Origin of the sequence: Flammeovirga kamogawensis, from assembly GCF_018736065.1 — a bacterium.
GTDB lineage: Bacteria > Bacteroidota > Bacteroidia > Cytophagales > Flammeovirgaceae > Flammeovirga > Flammeovirga kamogawensis.
Genome location: NZ_CP076128.1, coordinates 3,501,151 through 3,521,637 on the forward strand (window position 1 = coordinate 3,501,151; position 20,487 = coordinate 3,521,637).

General features: G+C 31.6%; 18 protein-coding genes. 5 read left to right on the forward strand and 13 right to left on the reverse strand.

The annotated features are described in order from the left end of the window. Positions 1–19: 19 nt before the first annotated feature. Positions 20–2,056 (reverse strand): BatA domain-containing protein, encoded by a 2,037-nt coding sequence (locus KM029_RS14010; RefSeq protein ID WP_144073859.1) that lies wholly within the window; start codon positions 2,054–2,056, stop codon positions 20–22. 237 nt (positions 2,057–2,293) lie between these two features. On the opposite strand from KM029_RS14010, the gene KM029_RS14015 reads away from it, so the two are divergent. Together KM029_RS14015 and KM029_RS14020 are read left to right on the forward strand one after the other, a co-directional pair. Continuing rightward, positions 2,294–2,890: an OmpH family outer membrane protein gene (locus KM029_RS14015; protein WP_144073860.1), complete on the forward strand. Its 597-nt coding sequence runs from the start codon at positions 2,294–2,296 to the stop codon at positions 2,888–2,890. A 98-nt stretch (positions 2,891–2,988) separates the two neighbouring features. After that, positions 2,989–3,522, forward strand: coding sequence for a hypothetical protein (locus KM029_RS14020; RefSeq protein WP_144073861.1), 534 nt, complete (start codon positions 2,989–2,991; stop codon positions 3,520–3,522). A 227-nt stretch (positions 3,523–3,749) separates the two neighbouring features. Here the strand turns inward: KM029_RS14020 and uvrA are convergent, their stop codons facing one another. Beyond that, positions 3,750–6,599: an excinuclease ABC subunit UvrA gene (uvrA, locus tag KM029_RS14025; protein ID WP_221465172.1), complete on the reverse strand. Its 2,850-nt coding sequence runs from the start codon at positions 6,597–6,599 to the stop codon at positions 3,750–3,752. A 364-nt stretch (positions 6,600–6,963) separates the two neighbouring features. Here uvrA and pruA point away from each other — a divergent pair, with 364 nt between their 5' ends. Continuing rightward, on the forward strand, positions 6,964–8,598 hold the full coding sequence (gene pruA / locus KM029_RS14030) for an L-glutamate gamma-semialdehyde dehydrogenase (protein WP_144073863.1): 1,635 nt from the start codon (positions 6,964–6,966) through the stop codon (positions 8,596–8,598). Between the two features lie 107 nt (positions 8,599–8,705). Here pruA and KM029_RS14035 read toward each other — a convergent pair whose 3' ends face one another. Genes KM029_RS14035 through pxpA form a run of 3 tightly spaced genes read right to left on the reverse strand, consistent with a single transcriptional unit; the run spans position 8,706 to position 10,971 of the window. After that, positions 8,706–9,575, reverse strand: a complete 870-nt coding sequence (locus tag KM029_RS14035; protein ID WP_144073864.1) for a 5-oxoprolinase subunit C family protein — start codon at positions 9,573–9,575, stop codon at positions 8,706–8,708. Further along, a complete protein-coding gene (gene pxpB, locus KM029_RS14040; RefSeq protein WP_144073865.1) occupies positions 9,572–10,231 on the reverse strand; it encodes a 5-oxoprolinase subunit PxpB in 660 nt (219 codons plus the stop codon). The genes KM029_RS14035 and pxpB overlap by 4 nt, the downstream gene beginning before the upstream one ends. After that, positions 10,231–10,971: a 5-oxoprolinase subunit PxpA gene (gene pxpA / locus KM029_RS14045; RefSeq protein ID WP_144073866.1), complete on the reverse strand. Its 741-nt coding sequence runs from the start codon at positions 10,969–10,971 to the stop codon at positions 10,231–10,233. The genes pxpB and pxpA overlap by 1 nt, the downstream gene beginning before the upstream one ends. Positions 10,972–11,249: 278 nt before the next feature. Here pxpA and KM029_RS14050 point away from each other — a divergent pair, with 278 nt between their 5' ends. Then, positions 11,250–11,702 carry a hypothetical protein gene (locus KM029_RS14050; RefSeq protein ID WP_144073867.1) on the forward strand — a complete coding sequence of 151 codons (453 nt, stop codon included), beginning with the start codon at positions 11,250–11,252 and terminating at the stop codon, positions 11,700–11,702. A gap of 60 nt (positions 11,703–11,762) precedes the next feature. Here the strand turns inward: KM029_RS14050 and KM029_RS14055 are convergent, their stop codons facing one another. From KM029_RS14055 to KM029_RS14075, 5 genes are all read right to left on the reverse strand, one after another. Beyond that, complete coding sequence (locus KM029_RS14055) at positions 11,763–12,470, reverse strand: Bax inhibitor-1/YccA family protein (protein ID WP_205125439.1); 708 nt, start codon at positions 12,468–12,470, stop codon at positions 11,763–11,765. A gap of 64 nt (positions 12,471–12,534) precedes the next feature. Beyond that, entirely contained in the window at positions 12,535–13,221 is a 687-nt protein-coding gene (locus KM029_RS14060; RefSeq protein WP_144073868.1) for a YggS family pyridoxal phosphate-dependent enzyme, read from the reverse strand. Positions 13,222–13,226: 5 nt separating this feature from the next. Beyond that, complete coding sequence (locus KM029_RS14065; RefSeq protein ID WP_144073869.1) at positions 13,227–13,781, reverse strand: DUF4199 family protein; 555 nt, start codon at positions 13,779–13,781, stop codon at positions 13,227–13,229. 88 nt (positions 13,782–13,869) lie between these two features. Beyond that, positions 13,870–14,277, reverse strand: coding sequence for a hydroxyisourate hydrolase (uraH, locus tag KM029_RS14070; RefSeq protein WP_144073870.1), 408 nt, complete (start codon positions 14,275–14,277; stop codon positions 13,870–13,872). Positions 14,278–14,352: 75 nt separating this feature from the next. Next, positions 14,353–16,323 (reverse strand): PP2C family protein-serine/threonine phosphatase, encoded by a 1,971-nt coding sequence (locus KM029_RS14075; RefSeq protein WP_144073871.1) that lies wholly within the window; start codon positions 16,321–16,323, stop codon positions 14,353–14,355. Between the two features lie 290 nt (positions 16,324–16,613). Here KM029_RS14075 and KM029_RS14080 point away from each other — a divergent pair, with 290 nt between their 5' ends. Further along, positions 16,614–18,107: a BamA/TamA family outer membrane protein gene (locus KM029_RS14080; protein ID WP_158631062.1), complete on the forward strand. Its 1,494-nt coding sequence runs from the start codon at positions 16,614–16,616 to the stop codon at positions 18,105–18,107. Here KM029_RS14080 and KM029_RS14085 read toward each other — a convergent pair. The 3 genes from KM029_RS14085 to KM029_RS14095 all read right to left on the reverse strand — a co-directional run bounded on the left by KM029_RS14085 (position 18,104) and on the right by KM029_RS14095 (position 20,307). Next, entirely contained in the window at positions 18,104–18,400 is a 297-nt protein-coding gene (locus tag KM029_RS14085; RefSeq protein WP_126616241.1) for an ArsR/SmtB family transcription factor, read from the reverse strand. The genes KM029_RS14080 and KM029_RS14085 overlap by 4 nt on opposite strands. Positions 18,401–18,454: 54 nt before the next feature. Next, a complete protein-coding gene (locus tag KM029_RS14090; RefSeq protein ID WP_144073873.1) occupies positions 18,455–19,765 on the reverse strand; it encodes a DUF2851 family protein in 1,311 nt (436 codons plus the stop codon). Between the two features lie 137 nt (positions 19,766–19,902). Continuing rightward, the gene (locus KM029_RS14095; protein WP_144073874.1) at positions 19,903–20,307 is read right to left on the reverse strand and encodes a hypothetical protein; all 405 of its coding nucleotides are present in this window, start codon (positions 20,305–20,307) and stop codon (positions 19,903–19,905) included. Positions 20,308–20,487 lie beyond the last annotated feature (180 nt).

Below are 20,487 nucleotides of genomic sequence, written 5' to 3' on the forward strand. Positions count from 1 at the left end.
TATTGATTTTGTTATCTAGTTACTTAATTCTTAAAATTAGCATTTCAGCACATAAGAATAGAAGAGCAAAGATTAAGAAATACCTCCATAATGGAAATGCTACGTTATCTTCAATAAAAATCTGTTTAAAATTATCTGCTTTAATATTCTTATAAATTTTCACATTTTTGTATTTATCAAGCTGATCAGAAAGTTCTTGCTCAGAAAAAGTAGTTAACCTAGATTCTTGACTAGAGTAATTGAAGGCAATGTATCCTATAAAGTTATTTTCATCTGCTGAAGCGATTTCATAACATCCGGCCTCCATGTCATCATTTGGCAGTTTTATTGTCAAAATATCAGCATTTATTTTTTGTGCTGGTATAATTTCAACTTGCCCTTTTTTAAGTTTATACATCGTTCCTTTCTGTAGCCCATCAAAACGAACCCTTATATTTTTCTCCCCAAAATTATGAGATAATTGATCTGATTGCGTTTTACTTAATATAGCCATACGGTACATTACAGGTACAAATAAAGCATGTCTGCCAAAATTACTGTACTTAGGATTTAAAGGCGCAGAAGCAAAATAATTACTTTGTAATGCATTCTCTTGTACTGAAAAGAAGCTTTCGCTATTTCTAAATCCAAGAAGTGTGTGAATCCCTCTACCGTGCCATTGAAAGATTGGAAGCCCTTCTGGCATGCTCATGTTTTTTAGACGTTTTTCAAATACGTTTGCAAAGAAAGGATCTTTTTTAGCAGGAGGGACAGTGCCTATCAATTTAGTGCCATCCTTTATATTATTCTTATTGATCTTAAGGCCAAATGTAGTTGCATAACTATCAATGTCTATATTTTCAGTAGGAAAAACAGCGATATTAGTACCACTTCTCATCGCATTAATAATTACCTCTTTAAGAGATTCATTAATGTATTGAACATTATCTATAATCAGTAAATCAGCTCCATTTGTAGCAGAGTAATCAATTGATTTTGAACTAAATGTTGTAGCATTTAGGAAGACTTCACTTTTATATACAGTAGAAAGGTATTTTCTAGGGTTATCAGATATAATTGCAATATTAATGTTAGGAGAAACATTGAGAACAAAATAATGGTCATTATCAAAATCTACGGGGTAATCATCTATACTAACCTTACATTTTTTTGATCCTGCACTACTAACAGCAAATGCCATTTCAACTATTTTAGTCTCATTTCTATCTAAAGAAACGGTAGAATTAGATGCCTGAACATCTTCTACAAATAGTTTAAGATCTTTATCAGTAATTGCATCATTCCCGAGGTTAGAAACTTTTACAAATAGTTTATTATTTTCTTTTTCTTTTAAGAATGGTTTATCTAACCAAACAGAGTCAATACGTAAATTTTCTATTTTATCAGCAGAAAGAGGAATTAAATGATATTCTGCCAAAGAATCGAATTCAAGTTGTTCAATTGCTCCAATAGTTGATTTTTGAAAGTCTGAAATCCAGAAAATTTGCTTGTTATTTCCTATTCCTTCTCTAAGAAAAGCATCTTGTTCAAAAGTATTGATATCATTTAATGACCTAGTGAAATTAGAATGGTTTAGTCCAATAATCTCTTCTTCGGCCCTATCTTGATTCATAAAATATCTTGATCCACCAGTAAAACGGTTGTCTAGAACTTGGTAATTAAAACCAACTGGAAAAACGGTAGGTATTTTCCTACCAATATCTTTAGCAGCATCAAAAAGTGTTTTAGAATTTCGTTCACTTTGCATGCTATACGAGTTATCTATATATATACTCACACGGCCAGCATCATTTTTTAATAAAGCTGTTCCATCTTGGTTAGGAATGTATGGTCTAGCAAATGCTAAAATTGCCAAAAGTATAAATAACATTCGGGCAATCATTACAAGAATTTTCTTTAGCTTATCTTGAGCATTAGAAGTTTCCTTTACAGAATGTAGAAAAGCAACATTCGTAAATTTAATTTCAGTTGACCTTTGAAAATTAAAAAGGTGAATAATTAAGGGAACTGCTACTAATGGCAGTGCATACAAAAAATATGGATTTACGAAGTTCATAGAAAATCTAGAGGGTTTCGAGTCTTTTTATCTATCTAAGTTTACTATTTTTTTGAAAAAAACTACTAGAAGATACAATGAAAGAATAGGACTTTTTACACTTAGAAGGATTTAATTATATTTGCAGCTGTAAAATTTTACAATAGTGAAAAATGTTAACTAAAATATTTAGTTTTACATTCTTTCAATTCGTCATAAATATCATTTTTTGAGCCACATTCTAAACTAAGAAATAAAGTGAAAAAATTATTATTCGTAGTTGCACTTGTTGCAACAATGGTATCTTGTCAGCAGCCTCAGCAAGTAGCTGCACCAGCTGGTGGAACAACAACTAAAATTGCCTATATCAATAACGATACTTTATCGGTGTATTACAAATATGGTGAGGATAGATACAGAGAGTTTCAAGCAAAAGTTGAAAAAAGCCAAAAGCAATTGCAATCTCGTGCTATGAAATTGCAAAAAAGTGCAGAAAGCTTTGAGAAAAGAGCTAGAGCAGGTCTTATGTCTCAAAATGATATTCGTAAGAAACAAGAAGAGCTTGGTTTAAAACAACAAGAAATTCAAGTTGCTCAACAAGCACAAGCACAAGGTTTAGCTGCTGAAGAAGCGGAGATTCAAGGTGAAGTAAGAAGAAGAGTAAAAGAATTTTTAGATGCATATTCTGCAGATAAAAACTATAGTATTGTTTTAGGTTATAGCGATGGTGTAACTTCTACTGTAATTTGGTCTACGCCAAGTGTAGAAGATATTACACAAGTTGTAATTGATGGCTTAAACAAAGAATATGAAGAAGAGTTGAACGCTCAATCTTCTGAAGAAAAAAGTAACTAATTACTTTTTCTAATTATTATAAATCCGCAATGGTTCAAGCTATTGCGGATTTATTTTTTAGTTAAAAATAAGTTTCCTACCATTAAATAAATTAAGTAATGAGTGATAAAAAACCGTCTTTCTTTGAGGGCTTTAAGGCTCCTGTAGATATGCTAAATAAATTACGTACAGTTTTTTATACTATGGCAAGTTTTTCTGTCCCATTTTCTTTTCTATGGTATATTCAATATAGAGGAGAGGCGATAGAGCCTATTATTGCTCCATTAGGGAATACTGTTGTAGGTATAGTAGCAGCAATATGTATTTTAATTGCTGCAGTGGTTTATTATCAATATCAACAGAAACTGAAATTAATACGTCAAGAAGCATCATTACCTTACAGATTATCGATGTTGTTAAAAGCACAATGTGTAAAGTTTTTGCCTTTATGTTTTCCTCCAGTAATAACAATACTATTATTTAGGTTAACATTAGAACCATTAATATTTGGTACTTACTTATTATCTATGATTTTATTTGCAATGAGTAATCCTTCTGTACATACTACAGTTTCAGATTTACGATTAAATAAGAGAGATAAAGAAGTGATGCTTCAGAATACTCCTTTTGAGGAAACAGATATGAAACTCTAATTCGGGACGAGACATAGAGCATAAATAAAAAAGCACGTTACTTTTAAAGTACGTGCTTTTTTAATGAGAGAAGAATCTCTCGGAAGTATGATAATTGAATTGATTAGTAATTCAAATATACTAGGTTTGTTTTTTAAATGCAAATGAATATCAATAAAGTGCAATAATTAGAAGTATATTCTACACTTTATTGTTTTAACCAAATAATACATAATTAATAGCCTTTTTTACCTCATTTCTTCTTTTAGGAACTTGGCAGTGTAACTCTTCTTACTTTTGCTTATTTTTTCTGGTGTACCTTCTGTTACAATCATTCCTCCACCTCTACCACCTTCAGGGCCGAGGTCTATAATATGATCAGAAACTTTAATTACATCTAGGTTATGCTCAATTACTAAAACGGTATTTCCTTTATCAACAAGTTTATGTAAAACATTCAATAGATGTTGAATATCTTCAAAATGAAGTCCAGTTGTTGGTTCATCAAGAATATAAAATGTTTTTCCTGTATCTTTTTTAGATAATTCTGTTGCTAATTTTACACGTTGTGCTTCACCGCCAGATAAAGTAGTTGCATGCTGTCCTAGGGTGATATATCCTAAACCAACTTCACTTAAAGCAGTAAGCTTTCTTAGAATTTTAGGATAAGGCTCAAAAAACTCTACACCTTGATCAACGGTCATATTCAAGATATCAGAAATAGACTTTCCTTTATAACGAATTTCTAAAGTTTCTCTGTTATATCGCTTTCCTTTACATTCTTCACAGTCTACATAAACATCTGGTAAGAAATCCATTTCAATAAGTTTTTTACCACCTCCCTGACAAGTTTCGCACCTTCCTCCTTTTACATTGAAAGAGAACCTACCAGGTTTATACCCTCTAATTTTAGATTCGGGTAGATTGGTAAATAATGTTCTGATTTCTGAGAACATATCCGTATATGTGGCAGGGTTTGAACGTGGAGTTCTACCAATTGGAGACTGATCTACCTCAATTACTTTATCTACAAATTCTAAGCCCTCAATACTTTTGTATTCTTTCGGGTTTTTCTTAGATCGATATATCTTTTGATTTAATATTGGATATAAAGTATCATGAATTAAAGTCGATTTTCCTGAACCTGAAACACCAGTAATACAAATCATTTTACCTAAAGGGAAATCTACAGAAACGTTTCTAAGGTTATTCCCATTAGCACCTTTTAAAGTGATGGTATGCCCATTACCTTCACGTCTCTTTTTAGGTATTTCAATTTTTACGATATCACTTAAAAAATCAGCAGTAGTACTACGTTGTTTTAGGAAATCAGACGGTGTTCCTGCCGCAACTACATTACCACCATAGAGCCCCGCTTTAGGACCGATATCAAGAATATAATCCGAAGCAAGCATCATGTCTTTATCGTGCTCTACTACAATAACTGAATTCCCAAGATCTCTTAAATCTTGTAAGGATTTAATCAGCTTTATATTATCTCTTTGATGTAAACCAATACTAGGTTCATCTAAAATATAAAGAACACCTACAAGTTGAGTACCTATTTGTGTTGCCAAACGAATACGTTGAGCTTCTCCGCCAGAAAGTGTTTTTAATGAACGGTTAAGTGTGAGGTACTCTAAACCTACATTAATTAAAAAACTAGTTCTTTTCTTAAGTTCTTTAATAATCTCTGTACCAATTGTTCTTTGGCGTTCAGTAAGTTTATCATCAATAGTATCCATATAGTCACCGAAAGTTTGAATATCCATTTCGGCAAGCTGAGCAATATTTTTACCGGCAATTTTAAAATGAAGTGATTCTTTCTTTAGACGTGCCCCATCACAAGTAGGACATTTTTTTATAATCGTATATTCCTCAGCCCAATTTTTCACCTTTTCTGAGCTACTTTTTGCATGTCTTTTGAGGAATGGGATAACACCTTCAAATTGTGTTATCCATGGTGTATTGTATTTAGAGTCTTTCGCGTTTAATACCTCAATTTCTTCATCAGAACCATATAAAACTACTTCTATAGCTTCTTGACTTAATTCAGAAATTGGTGTTGATAGTGTAAAACCTCTTTGTTTAAGGTGTTGTTCTATCATTTTAAAGATATAAATATCTCTATACTCACCTAATGGAATAATACCACCGGCAAAAATGCTTTTAGAAGGGTCTGGTATAACTGCTTTTTGAGTAATTTCCTCAATTTCTCCTAAGCCATTACATGTTTTACAGGCACCGTAAGGAGAGTTGAATGAGAAAATATTTGGAGCAGGTTCATCATAAGAGATACCAGATTTGGGATCCATTAAAAACTTAGAAAAGAATTTGACTTGTTCTTTTTTAGGGGCATCAGGAAATACAGTAAGAATAATTCCTTTACCCTCTTTCATTGCTGTTTTAATAGATTGATTAATTCTGAAGACATCTTTATCTTCCACCTTAACTCTATCAATAACAACTTCTATATCGTGTGTTTTGTATCGATCAACTTGCATCTTTGGAACAAGGTCTGTGATTTCTCCATCGATACGTACTTTACTGTAACCTTGCTTTCTAAGTTGAACGAATAATTCTCTATAATGTCCTTTTCGACCTTTGATAACAGGAGCTAGAATAATCATTTTCTGACCATCATAGTGTTCCATTATCCATTCAATAATTTGATCTTCAGTCTGCTTGATCATTTTTTCTCCTGTTATGTAAGAAAAAGCATCAGCAGTACGAGCATATAGCAAACGTAAGAAATCATAAATCTCTGTAGTTGTACCTACTGTAGACCTTGGGTTTCTTGATGTAGTTTTTTGTTCAATAGAAATAACAGGACTTAAGCCTTCTATTTTATCTACATCAGGACGTTCCATATTGCCAATAAAAGAACGTGCATAGGCAGAAAAACTTTCCATGTATCTTCTTTGGCCTTCTGCATAAATGGTATCGAATGCTAAAGACGATTTACCACTTCCAGAAACACCAGTAATTACTACTAGACTATTTCTTGGGAATTTTAAATCAAAGTTTTTAAGATTATTTTCTCTTGCTCCGTAAATAGCAATTTCTTCTTCTATATATGCTTCTGAATGTTGATCCAAAGTTGTATGCACTGATGTGTGTTGAATGAATAACGACTAATGAAAATTAAGGTTAAATAAACCACCTTAATATCTATTTCCAAACTAAAGAAATAAATGATTTCGAACTTCTTGTAGAAGTAAAATTAAGTAGAAAAATAACTTAATATATTTAAAGATACTATACACCTTTCAAACCATGAACTAGATTTAATGTTTTAAATCATTTATTCTCGGATTTTTACATAAGAAATCTTATAATTTTGATACTAGTTATTAATAATCGGTTACCAATACCTACATTTGTGAAACTTAACACAGTGACGGTTTTACACATACGACCGCATACTAAATATTAGTATTCACATATCATAAATTTTAACTCATGGCAAAAGGATTTTTCAGCGTACCTACCGCTGTCAACGAGCCCATTAAAAGTTATGCACCAGGAACTCCTGAACGTGCAGAATTAGCGGCTAAAGTGGCAGAAATGTCTTCTCAGAAAATTGATATCCCAATGTATATCGGTGCTGAAGAAGTAAGAACAAATAATTTAGGTACATGTGTTTCTCCGCATAATCACCAAAATGTTGTTGGTGAATATCACCAAGGGGATAAAGATCATGTGACGCAAGCAATAAATGCTGCTCTAGGTGCAAGAGAAGCATGGGCAGATTTAGCTTGGGAACACCGTGCGTCAATTTTCTTAAAGGCTGCAGATTTATTAGCAGGTCCTTACAGAGCAAAAATTAATGCAGCTACTTTAATCGGTCAGTCTAAAACAGCACATCAAGCAGAAATTGATTCAGCTTGTGAATTGATCGACTTTTTAAGATTTAATGTTCAGTTCATGACTGAGATCTATCAAGATCAACCTCAGTCTGGACCAGGAATGTGGAATAGATTAGAATACCGTCCTTTAGAAGGATTTATATTTGCGTTAACACCATTCAACTTTACAGCTATTGCAGGTAACTTACCAACTGCTCCGGCTATGATGGGTAATACAATCGTTTGGAAACCTTCTCACGATCAAATTTACTCAGCAAATGTATTGATGGAAGTGTTTAAAGAAGCAGGTGTTCCTGATGGTGTAATCAACTTAGTTTATGTTGATGGACCAGATGCTGGAGATATAATTTTTAATCATAAAGAATTTGCAGGCCTTCACTTTACAGGTTCTACTGGAGTATTCCAACACCTTTGGTCTACAATCGGTAATAATATTGCTAACTATAATTCTTACCCTAGAATTGTAGGAGAGACTGGTGGTAAAGATTTTATTTTAGCACACAAATCTGCTAAGGCAAAAGAACTAGCAACAGGAATTGTTCGTGGAGCATTTGAATTCCAAGGACAAAAATGTTCTGCAGCTTCTAGAGTTTACGTGCCAAGTAACCTTTGGGAAGAAGTAAAAGGATATGTTCAAGCTGATGTTGAAGATATCATTAAGAATCATATGGGATCGCCAGATGATTTTAAAAACTTCTTTACTGCAGTTATCAACGAGAAATCATTTGATAAATGTGCAGGATACATTGATAGAGCAAATGCTTCTGATATGTGTGAAATTGTTGCTGGTGGTGGATACGATAAATCTACAGGTTACTTTGTTGAGCCTACAGTTATCGTTACTCAAGATCCTAACTACGAATCTATGGTAGAAGAGATCTTTGGACCAATTGTAACAATTTATGTTTATGATGCAGAGTACTTTGACGAAGCGATGTATTTAGTAGATAATACTTCTACGTACGCTTTAACAGGTGCTATCTTCTCTCAAGATCGTTATGCAATCGAATTAGCGACAAAGAGATTAGAAAATGCTGCTGGTAACTTCTATATCAATGATAAGCCAACAGGTGCAGTTGTAGGACAACAACCATTTGGTGGATCTAGAGCTTCTGGAACAAACGATAAAGCGGGTTCTGCATTGAACTTGTTACGTTGGGTTGCTCCAAGAACGTTGAAAGAAACATTTGTTTCGCCAACAGATTATAAGTACCCATTTATGGGTTAATAATGATAATCTTAGAATTGAAATTAGTGAAATATTAATTTTTAGTTCTTGAAAATCATTATAAATAGATCTTTTTTAAGGAGTATAATTCTACGGAATTGTACTCCTTATTTTTTAGTCAAAAATTGAAATGTTATACGGTAGTTTGGCTGTAATTGAGCCAATTGATCACAAGCTCTTGCGGTCAGGTTCAATACTCTCAAATACCCTCCTGATGTTGGTGAGTCTGCCATCATAATTATTGGAATACCAGCACTAGTTATTTGTATTGTTCCTTTTAACATTCCAGAAGAAATTATTTCTTTTTTTTCGCCTAAAGGAATTGGTTTCCCTTCTATACGGTAGCCAATTCGGCTAATATCTTTTCCTATTGTGTAAGTTGAAGAGAGAAGTTTTTGTTGAGATTCAACCGGAAGATCATTCCATTCTGGTCCACGCATTACTTCTAACGTCATAAAATTGGTAAAAACTTGTTGTTTTACTACACTGAAACTATTTGGGAGAATTTTAAGATTAGAGAGCGAAATAATATCTCCTTTTTCTAATTTACGTCCTTTATAACCTCCAAACTGAGAAGGTAGATATGTAGATTTACTATTGTAGATTTTCGGTATATCAATTGAGCCACTGATAGCCAAATAACCATACATTCCTTGCTTTGCGAAACCTATACTTAATATATCATCTGTAGTAAGTGTGATTATTTTTCCTTGAGAGACTATATGATTATTAAGTTTTAATTCCATGTGGGCACCAAAGAAAGCGATAGAAAACTCAGTATGTGCTTTTATTGTACAACCAATCATACAGCATTCTAAAACAGCAGAATTAATAGGGTTACCTAATAGAGAATTAGCAATCTGTGCAGATGATTCATCCATAAATCCTGAAACTGGAATTCCTTGATCTTGCACTCCATACCTTCCGCTATCTTGAATAGTTGTAAGAAATCCACCTTTTATAATTTCAAAACTCATACAATCATTTGGTTATAGGTTTCAAGATCAATAGGAGTGAATTTAATTTGATCTCCCATTTGAACTAAGGGCTTCTCATTTACTTTAAATATGGATAATGGAGTTTGTCCTATAATTTGCCAACCACCTGGAGTTGCTGATGGGTAAATACCCGTTTGTTGATCAGCTAACCCAACTGCTCCCGCTTTAATTTGTAGTCTTGGTGTCTGTTTTCTTGGTGTAAATAATTGAGGGGCTAACCCTCCTAAGTACATAAAACCAGGAGAGAACCCTAACATGTACACTGTATATAAAGTTTGAGAGTGTAATTCAATTATATCTTCTTGCGTCATTCCTTTTAATGTCGCAACTTCTTCAATATCTAATCCTAATGAGGGAGCATAGCAAACTGGTATTTCAATTACTTTTTGATCTATTGTTTCACTTGTATCCAAAAGAAGGTTTTCAATTTTATCTTTTAAAACATTAAAATTAATGATTGATAAGTCAAAAATAATAGTGATTGAGTTGTAGGCAGGGATTATAGAAAGTACTCCTTTAACCTCTGAATGTACGATTGCTTTGTAATATTGTTTTACTTTCTGATGAGTTGAAAGAGTGATGATATCTTCAAATTGAATAATAAGACCTCTTTCACTATAAGGATTTATTTTCATTAGAATGATGTGATTTCTATGGAATGTTCGTTCAGTTTTTTCGATACAAATTGAAGTAAAGTTAGAGCTTCAGGTGTATCTCCATGAAAACAAATACTATCCGTTATTATTGATACAGGCACCCCTTCTTCACTATCAATTTCTTGATGTTGAATCATTTTAACTACTTGATTCCAAACGTCTTCATTTTTATGAAGAACTGCATTTGGTTTATTACGTGATACAAGTAACCCTTCTTTTGTATATCTTCTATCTGCAAAACCTTCTTTAATAAATGGAATATTTTCTTTACTACAAAGCTGTTCTAGTTCTGAATTTGGCATACCCATAATAGCTAGGTTTTTATTTATTTCTTTAACAGATGTAATGATAGAAGTTGCAGTTTTTTTATCATTCATAGCTTTATTATATAATGCTCCATGAGGTTTTATATAATGTATTGTAGCGTTATTTGCTATCCCAATAGTAAGTAACTGGTTTATTTGAGCTGTTAAAGAAGTAATGAGGTGAGTTGATGAAATTTCCATCATTTTTCTACCAAAATTTCCTTTATCAGGGTAAGATGGGTGTGCACCAATAGTAACATTATATTTTTTAGCGAGCGATATAGTACTCGCCATGCTACTTTCATCACCTGCATGCCCGCCACAAGCAATATTGCAAGAGGACACTAGCTTTAGCAGTCGTTCATCGTAAGGAAAACCTTCTCCTAAGTCTGCATTAAGGTCTATACTTTTCAAAGTTTATTATGTTTTTATCCTAAAAATCACATCGTAAATATATGGTAATCAACAGATAAAATTTGAAATATTAAGCTTAAAAATAACTTTATCATTGATTATAGTACTTGATTTTTCCTTTTAAATGAATGATTATTTTTCTAATAAATTGAATAATTAATGTTTTATATATTTGTTAGCTGTAATTCTATTACATCTGTAGCTAAATAGTGCAAATCAAAAAATAGACTTAATACGTGTAAATAACCTGTACCTAATTACATATAATATTATCTACTATGAAAAACCTAATGATTAACTATTTATCTATTTTTATACTTCCTTTTTTATTAACATCTTGTTTTGAAAATACTGATGATGTGTCAATTAATACTAGTCAGTATGTTGAGGGGCAGTATATCATATCAGGTTTTGGGTTAGAAGGAGCATCAGAAGTAGCTTCTCTTTCAGCAGATGAGTTAGGGAGTAGTTATATATCAATAACAAGTAGTAGCGATACCTTAGTAACTGTTAGATTAGTATTATCTACTGAAATAGTGGATTTCACATGGAATTTACAAGGGCAACATGTAAAAGATACGGGTGCATCATCAGAATATCCATATACAATAACACCAGGTACATCAAGTTTAAATAATCTGCATATTTATATTACAGAGGATAAAAAGCTAAAAGCTGTTTTTGATCCTGTTTTACAGCCAAATATAAAAGTTATATATGCTTCGTTATAAAAAAAGGGATGGATGACTATATAATGTCATCCATCCCTTAAATTTTTTCATCTTTTCTAATTAGTCTCTACGTCCTCCGCCAAAGAAACGAAGTAGGTATAAGAAAAGATTTATAAAGTCTAAGTATAAGCTTAAAGCACCTAGAATAGCCATTTTTCTAGTAGATTCGCCATCTAAAGATTGGTATCCAAGTTCTTTAATTTTTTGAGTATCATAAGCAATTAACCCTACAAAGATTAATACTCCTATTGCAGATGATGCCCAGTATATCATAGAGCTTCCAATAAAAATATTAACTACAGAAGTTAAAATTAAGCCAAATAAGGCCATAATTAGTAAACTTCCCATTGCAGAAAGGTCTTTTTTAGTAGTCATGCCATAAATACTCATTCCTATAAAAGTACCTGCAGTTACAAAGAACGTACTAACAATTGCATTAATATCATATACATAAAATATACTAGATAATGTTGCTCCTGTTAAAGCAGAGTATAATAAGAAAAGTAGAGTAGCTGTAGTACTCGATAATTTATTTATAGCACCGCTAATGGCAAATACAAGCCCTAATTGAGCAATAATTAATACCCATCTTGCACTTGCTACCATTTGAACAAGTTCGTAAGTATTTGCTATAAACATAGATGTTAGCGCTGTGATTAATAAACCAGCACTCATCCATCCATATACTTTAGCCATAAAAGAACTTTGTACGTCTTCAATTTCTTTTTCAGAGTGTCTTCTGCTATATGAATAATTTTGTTCGCGCATATTTGTATTTAGTTAAGATCTAATTTTGTTTATAGATGATTTAAACGATAATTGAATTAGATAGTTACACATTTCCATAGTTTCGAGCACCAAAAATAGCACTACCCACACGAACCATTGTACTCCCTTCTTCAATTGCAATTTTATAATCACCAGACATACCCATTGATATCTCTTTTAAATCGACATTTTCTAAAGTATTAAACTGATTTTTAAGGTCATCAAATAACACTTTAAGTGATGCAAATTCTTTACGGACCTGTTCTTTATTTGTAGTATTAGTTGCCATTCCCATTACACCAACTATCTTGATGTTTTTCATGGCTTTGAAAGTATCAGATTTTAAGAAATCAATTACTTCATCTTTAGAAAAGCCAAACTTAGTTTCTTCGTTGGCAATATAAATTTGGAGTAAACAATTGATTACTCTGTCATTTTGAACAGCCCTTTTTTGTACTTCGTTTAGTAGTCTTGGACTATCAATAGAATGAATTAATGAAATGAATGGAGCAATATATTTTACTTTATTTCTTTGTAAATGCCCAATCATATGCCATTGAATATCATTAGGAAGCACTTCATTCTTATCAACAAGTTCTTGAACTTTGTTCTCACCTAGTATTCTTTGTCCAGCATCGTAAGCCTCTTGAAGCATCTCAATAGGTTTGGTTTTGCTAACTGCACATAAATGACACGCCGTTCCTTCTAATTCCTTATTGAAAGTGGCTAAGTTTTCTGAAATTGATGACATATACTTTATTTCTTTTTGATGATGAGCATAAATAAGAAAGTAAGGAAAATACCTAAAAATAGCATTCCTATTGCTTGATCTATTGCTAATATACTAGGCGTTAAGTTATCGAGCTCAGCAACCTGTTTATTAAATTCTGTTTCACCAAGTTGCTCAATAAAAATCTCTTTACCTTCTAGCATTAAGATTTTTAAATCTGCAGCATGCCTAGTAATAATCGCTTTACCAAGTTCTTTTGTACTTAGTATAATATACAGTAAAAAACCGTATGTAGCAGAACCCACCGTATTTAAAGTAATTCCTATCAAAATTCCTTGTGGAGCTTGCATTCTTCCATTGTTCAGTTTTAATCTGAAGTAGCTCATTGCTCCTGCAAAGAAAAACCCATAAAGAGGGAAGTAGACATTTTTCCACCTACCAAAAGAATTTTCTCCTATCTGATGTAGAAGTAATATATAGGCGGCACATACAAATGCTGCCATAACCCCAGCAATAGCACCAACTTTAAAAAGATCTGGGCGTAAAAATTTAAGGGGCTGATTATTAGTTTGATTTGTCATAATTCAATTTTATGGAACAAAAGTACATAAAAAATGAACTATTTAGCTTAAATAAAGAGTAGACTTTAATCTTCTTTAGAAGATAAATTTAGTTGCCTCTGTAGGTTGAATAACCAAAGGCAGATAAAGTGATAGGAACATGATAATGTTTGTCGTCTTTTATTTCAAAAACAACTTCAATAAAAGGATAGAATGATTCGATTCCTTGTTTTTTAAAATAAGGACTAACAAAGTAAGTGAGTTTGTAGATTCCTTTGTGATTTGTTTTATCAGTACTTTTTAGGAAGTCCTTTATTCTTCCATTTTCATCTGTTACTTTTTGATCAATACTTACCCAAGATTTGTCACTCTTTAATTTTTCGAGCTTAATTTTTACATTTTGAGCAGGAGCTCCTTTTGTAACATCAAGAATATGACTTGACAGCTGATAAGATTCTTGAGAATATGATATACCAGAGCATAGTAGGATTAATAATCCCGTAATAAAATTTTTCATTAGGTTAATTAAAAAAAGGTGAGTGTTAAATTAGGATTTATATATCTAATTAAAGATAATTATTCTTAGGTGTTTTTAAAGTCGAATTAGTAGTAAGGTGAAATCATCATCCATGGCTTTTTTCCCCATAAAATCATAGATATCCACTAAAATTTTATTGGCAATCTCTTTAAGAGGAAGTTCATGATTTTGTTCTAAAATCTCTTTCATCATATCATAACCATATTCATCAACCTTATTTTTACTTCTAGCTTCAGTAATACCATCAGTATAAAGAACTAAAAGGTCACCTTCTTTATATTGGATTTCGTGGTTATGAATAAACTTTTTATAAGAGTTATTTCTTACAATACCTAAGCCTAAGCCTCGGTTATCTAAGAATGTAGCTTCTTCTTTTTCTACACTATAATACAAAGTAGGGCAGTGACCAGCTCTAGCATAATCAACTTTCTTTTCTTCTGTATTTACATGTAAATAGGTAGCAGTAATAAAAGTATCTCTCTGAATACACCCTGTTAAGGCTGCATTAGCTCTTGTAAAAAACTCATCTGGCTTAATACCATCTTCTCTAGCTAAAGAATGATAAATACCCTTCATTTGTGCCATATTAAAAGCAGCTTTAGGTCCTTTACCAGATACATCTGCAATAATAAAGCTTACTTCTTGATCATTAATTCTGTGCATGTCATAATAATCTCCTCCAACAACAATTGCAGGTTCCCAAGTTACATACACTTCAATATTTTCATTAATTTCTAAACTCTTCGGCATTAATGCTTCTTGCGTTTGTTTTGCAATTTGCATACTGTTTTTGTAGACCTCATTTTTTACAGCATTTGATAATAAATCGAGGTTGAAAAGTGCAATTCCAGCTTGGGCTACATAGGTGCCTACGGTAGATTGCATAACAGAATCAATAGAGTTTTGTAAATTTTTCACAAGAATTAAAGAACCACTCACAGATTGATCTACTATAATAGGCGTAGCTAAAATAGATCTATAATTTCTGTTGACAGATTCTTTTCTGAAATAAGGTTGGAAATTCAATTTTAAAGGCGCTGAACCTTGATAGTTTGCATCTTTTAAATCTTGATTTACAATTAAAATATCTTGTTTGCTAACACCATAAAAAGTCTTAACATTATAATTTTCATCAATAATCCATCCTGCATCTGCTTGTATACTTTTTAAAGAACTATCAAGAAGTACTTTGTATACATCAGTGTCTTTTTTTCCATCTCTAACAGCTAAACTTAAATCTCTAAAACTACTTATTTCTTGTTCTTTCTTCTCGAAAACAGAAGATGTAGGTAAACTAAAGAGCATGAATAAAGCAGACGAGGCTGCATATACAAATACAAAAATAAATAATGTACCAGGGAATAAGTTCTTTATTAAATCGTCTGAAATAAGAGATTGTTCATAAAAGTAAAACTGAAAACTTGCAACAAAGTAACTCAGCGCAAGCATAATAAATGCAAGCTTAAAAATTCCTTGTACTTTTTGTTGAAAGTTTAAATGTGGTACCCATCTAACGTTAACAGAGATAATAAGAATCCATACAATTAGAAATGCAATAGGAATTTTAAAATAGACATCAATTGTACCTATTCTAAAGAAGTGAGCAAGCATTGTGATACCAAGAAATATCTCGAATGCATTCCAAGTATAATGTGTAAATTTTGTTTGCTCAAACAGAATTAACTTTTTCCAAATGACAAATGTGCTTATTAGCAATGTCATAAGTAAAGTAAACTCAATATGGAAAAATATAGCATAAAGAAAGGGAAGGTTGTACTGTAGTTCATCACGTAACCAAGTAAGTAATAAGTTTACCCCCATAGACATTAATGTAGAAAGTAATGCTACTACAAAAATTTGCCATAGTAAACCTTGAAAATCCCGTTCTTTGGGTTGAAAAAACAACCAAATCAGGAAGTAAGAGCTAATTATCCAAGCATTTAAAATTAATCCTTTTACAAAAGAAGGGAAAGGTGCATGTGGGATATTGTAATCCGTTAAATATTGCTCCCTTACTCCAATCATAAGTAGAAGAATCCAACTAACAATACAAGCAATTGTACTGATACGTTTAATACTTTTGTAATTAAATATCTCGTTTATTTTAGCTTCTCCGCTGATAATAATTGTATTTTTTTTAGTGAAATTAAAATTACTATATTACTATTTCTTAGCAATATTGAACTTATATTGCAAAGTTATTAAGTAAGTTACTTAACTCTAGAACAAATATAATCGACTATTATACTTTTTCTATATAAAAGTGCTAATAATAGTTATAGACTTAATTGCTTGATTTTTTCATCCAAGCTTCAGTGAATAGAAACCATATAAAAATATATAGATCATCTATTGTTTTATTTGTTTTGAAAGCTATTGTTTCTGTCTTTTTATTTTGTAACCCAATTGCTTCGCAAGCTCAGAACGACTTGTTACTCACAGGGTTAAATAGTTATAAAACAGATACAATTGGCTATGTTACAATAAATGAAATCCATTTAATAGGTAATAAAAAAACTAAGAAACAAATCATATACCGCGAATTAGATATTCGTGAAGGGAGCTTAGTGCCCAAAAAAAATATTGAAAATTATATTACTAGCGAGAGAAATAAGGTATTTAATACACAACTTTTTGAAAGTGTTGATGTATTGGTCACTCAAGTAGACGATGACGTTATTAATATAGATTTTATTATGGTGGAACGCTGGTATACTTGGCCAGTGCCATTATTAGAATTAGCAGATAGAAGTTTTAATGAATGGTGGAATAACAGAAATCACGATTTATCACGTATTCAATATGGATTAGATTTTAAGCAGAGGAACATGAGGGGTAGGAACGAAACTTTAGACCTTTTGGTAAAGTTAGGTTTCTCTCGTCAATTTACTGTAGGTTATTCTTTTCCTTATATCGATAAAAAGCAGAAAACAAGTTTATCTTTTAAAGGTACATTTTTAGAAGAAACAACAGTAGCTTACAAAACAGAAGAAAATAAATTTGTTGAGGTTGAAAATGATACCGAAGTTTTAAGAAGATCTTGGAATGGCGTTATCAATTTTGGTAAAAGATATGGCTTCTATGATCATCATAATTTCTCTTTTCAATTTACTAATGATCAAGTAGCAGATACTGTTGCAATGCTAAATCCAGATTTCTTTTTAGATGGTCGAACGGAGTTAAAGTATTTTACACTGAGTTATACATACACAAGAGATAAAAGAGATATAACAAGCTATCCTTTGGATGGATATTATTTAAAATTCTCCTTAGAAAAAATAGGGTTAGGTGTTTTTGATGATATTAATAGTGTAAATGTAGCATGGACTGTCAATAAGTTTCTGCCATTAGGGAATACAAAACGTTTCTTCTACTTTGGTGGTTTTGCAGGAAAAATTGGTTTTCCAGAGCTAGTTCCATATAATAATATGCGAGCTATTGGGTACGGTAGTTTGATGGTAAGAGGATATGATAACTATGTAATTGAAGGGCAGAATGTAGGTGTGCTTAAAAATGAAATGAAATGGCGAGCATTGTCTACTAAACTTAAATTTGATTCAATTATTAAATCGAAGCATGTAAAGCAAGTACCAATAGATATTCTTTTTAAAGTATATCTGGACGCTGGTTATTCTTATTTCCCGGAGGTTGATCCTTCAAATGCAGAATTTACAAATACACCTTTAGTTGGGTATGGCTTTGGATTAGATTTAGTAACTTTTTACAGCTCAGTATTAAAATTTGAGTACTCGTTTAACAGACACGGTAAAGGTGGAGGGTTTTACTTTTATTATTCTATGGATCTCTAACCCATATTACACTGACATTCTTCTAGACAAGACATTATATTCATTACAGCCTTTTCTTTTAAAGAATAATAGATATTCTTTCCCTCACGTTTAGAAGTCAAAATTCCTTTAAGTTTCATATTAGATAAATGATGAGAGGTTAAAGATTGCTCACAATCTAACTGATCACATATTTCGCTTACAGATAATCTATTATTACAATCCAGTAATTCTAAAATTCTTAATCTAACCGGATGTGCAATTGTTTTTAGAATAAAAGCTGCCTTTTCAATTTTATCGTATTCTATAGACATTCGTAGATAGGTTTAATCTGTTATTTTGAATTAGTTGATCACAAATATACAAACTTATGATGAGATGTTCATTTGTTCGTTTTTCTTAGTTAACAAATGATGTCCTATTCCACATTCAAGACATCTTGATTTTGAACAGTAATTATTATAAAGCTCAATTAGTGCCTGAGAATCTAAAGAAGAATTGTTTTTTAAGCCTAAAGAAGTCCATTGCCTTGTAATCTTGTTATTTTCTTTAGGTATCAGATCTAATAAAGAGATAGCTTTTTCCTTATAACTTTCTAATTCTTTATCTATACCATAGGCAAATTGCAAAGGTATTATCACATTAATTAATAAAGATTGCAAAGATGTTTTCCCTAGATATTTAGAAATTGGCTTAGTAGTTTCTTTGTTGAATAAATAATGAGAATGCCAATAAGAAGATGTTGGGATTTTCATAAGTCTATAAAAAATATCAGGAGAATTAATATGTAAAAATGAGGAGCATAAATGAGGAATGTTTGTAACAATTGCAGCTAATTGAGCAATTCTAATACTTGGGAAGTTAGCAGGGCGTAATCTTAGGTAGTTCCATTCTGCTTTCCCCATTTCTTTACCTTTTAAACTGTATTTATGGCTCAGAAATTTAAATTCCCTTACTAATTTTTGAGGGTATCCTTCAGAAACAGTATTCAAATCTATCAATCCAGAAGCACCAAATAAAAGAGCTTCATTCTGAAAAGGAATATGTGCATGTAATTTAAGAAGACGTATAGGTATTAATGAGGATAAACGTCTGAATGCATCATTATTTACCTTAAAACCAAAATATTCTGCAAGTAATTGATAAGTACATTCTTCCCAGTTTCTATCAAGGTTTTTTAGTAATGATAAAATACTTGAAGCTTTCCTTTCTACTCTTTCAAACAAAGCCCTATCGAGCATTGAAATTCTTTTAATTCGTGGTACATCAACTAATAATTGTTGGCACTTAATTGTGTTACCTTCTAATAAAAGGTTGTCAAATTTTTCTATTAATTTATGGTCTACTAAAGGAGTTAAAAGTAAGGTAGGAACTACAGTGGTATCTTCTCTAATAATATCATAATCATAAGTCCATACAACATGTAGAATTACATTTTTATAGGCAGGGTTATCATCATGTTTATGTTTTTTCCAGTCAGAGGCATTTTTATGTATTTCTATATGCCCATACCAATTGATACCATTTATAGCTATAGAAGCATTAAGAAAATCGGGTCCTGTATTATGATTATGTAGACCAGTAGACTTAATCGTTAAAGTTTCTTGCTTTTGAGTAGACAAAGAAGTTTGCTGAAAGTATTTAAACTTCCAGATAAAATGTAGAAAATTTTCTTGCATGAGAATCGTTAGTTTGCAGTATTTTAAATCATTAGCTCTTCAATTTACTTAAATTTTAAATAAAGAAAAAGCCAAGCAGACGAATCTACTTGGCTTTATCAGAGTTATAAAATAGGATTATTATTACTTTCTACTAATTATCTTCTAGCATAGACTAAAATTTTTCTTTGAAGTCTATTTATATCTTTTTGATCTAATGATGCAAAACCATTTTCTAAAGCTTTAAAATAAGTATCTCTAGCTTTTATTTCATCACCTTTAGATACGTAATAGTCGCCAAGAACTTCTAATGTTAAACCATTTTCTTCAATTGATAAAGCTGTATCTATCCATCCTTTTGCCACTTCTAAATCTCCTTGCCAGTTAATAGTTAAAAGTGCTGCATCCTTGAAAGTTTTCCAATCATCAGGAGCTGCGTTATTTACCATTTTAACAAGCTTTGCACTATTCTCTTCTGTAGGAAGTTCTAAATCAGAAGTATTTGCAAAACTTGATACTATTGTTGCTAAGAAAAGAAATGCTGAGATGAATAAATTTTTCATAATGTTTTTGGTATTGAGAGTTGTAAAATAAATTAATTTGACACACTTATATACATTCCATCTTAATGCCAATAAAATATAAAATATTGGTAATCAATTATTTAGACTTTAATTTAGGTTGTTTCATATAATTAAGAAGTTCGGAAACGAACAGTTTTGTTCTGATTGAACACAAAAAAT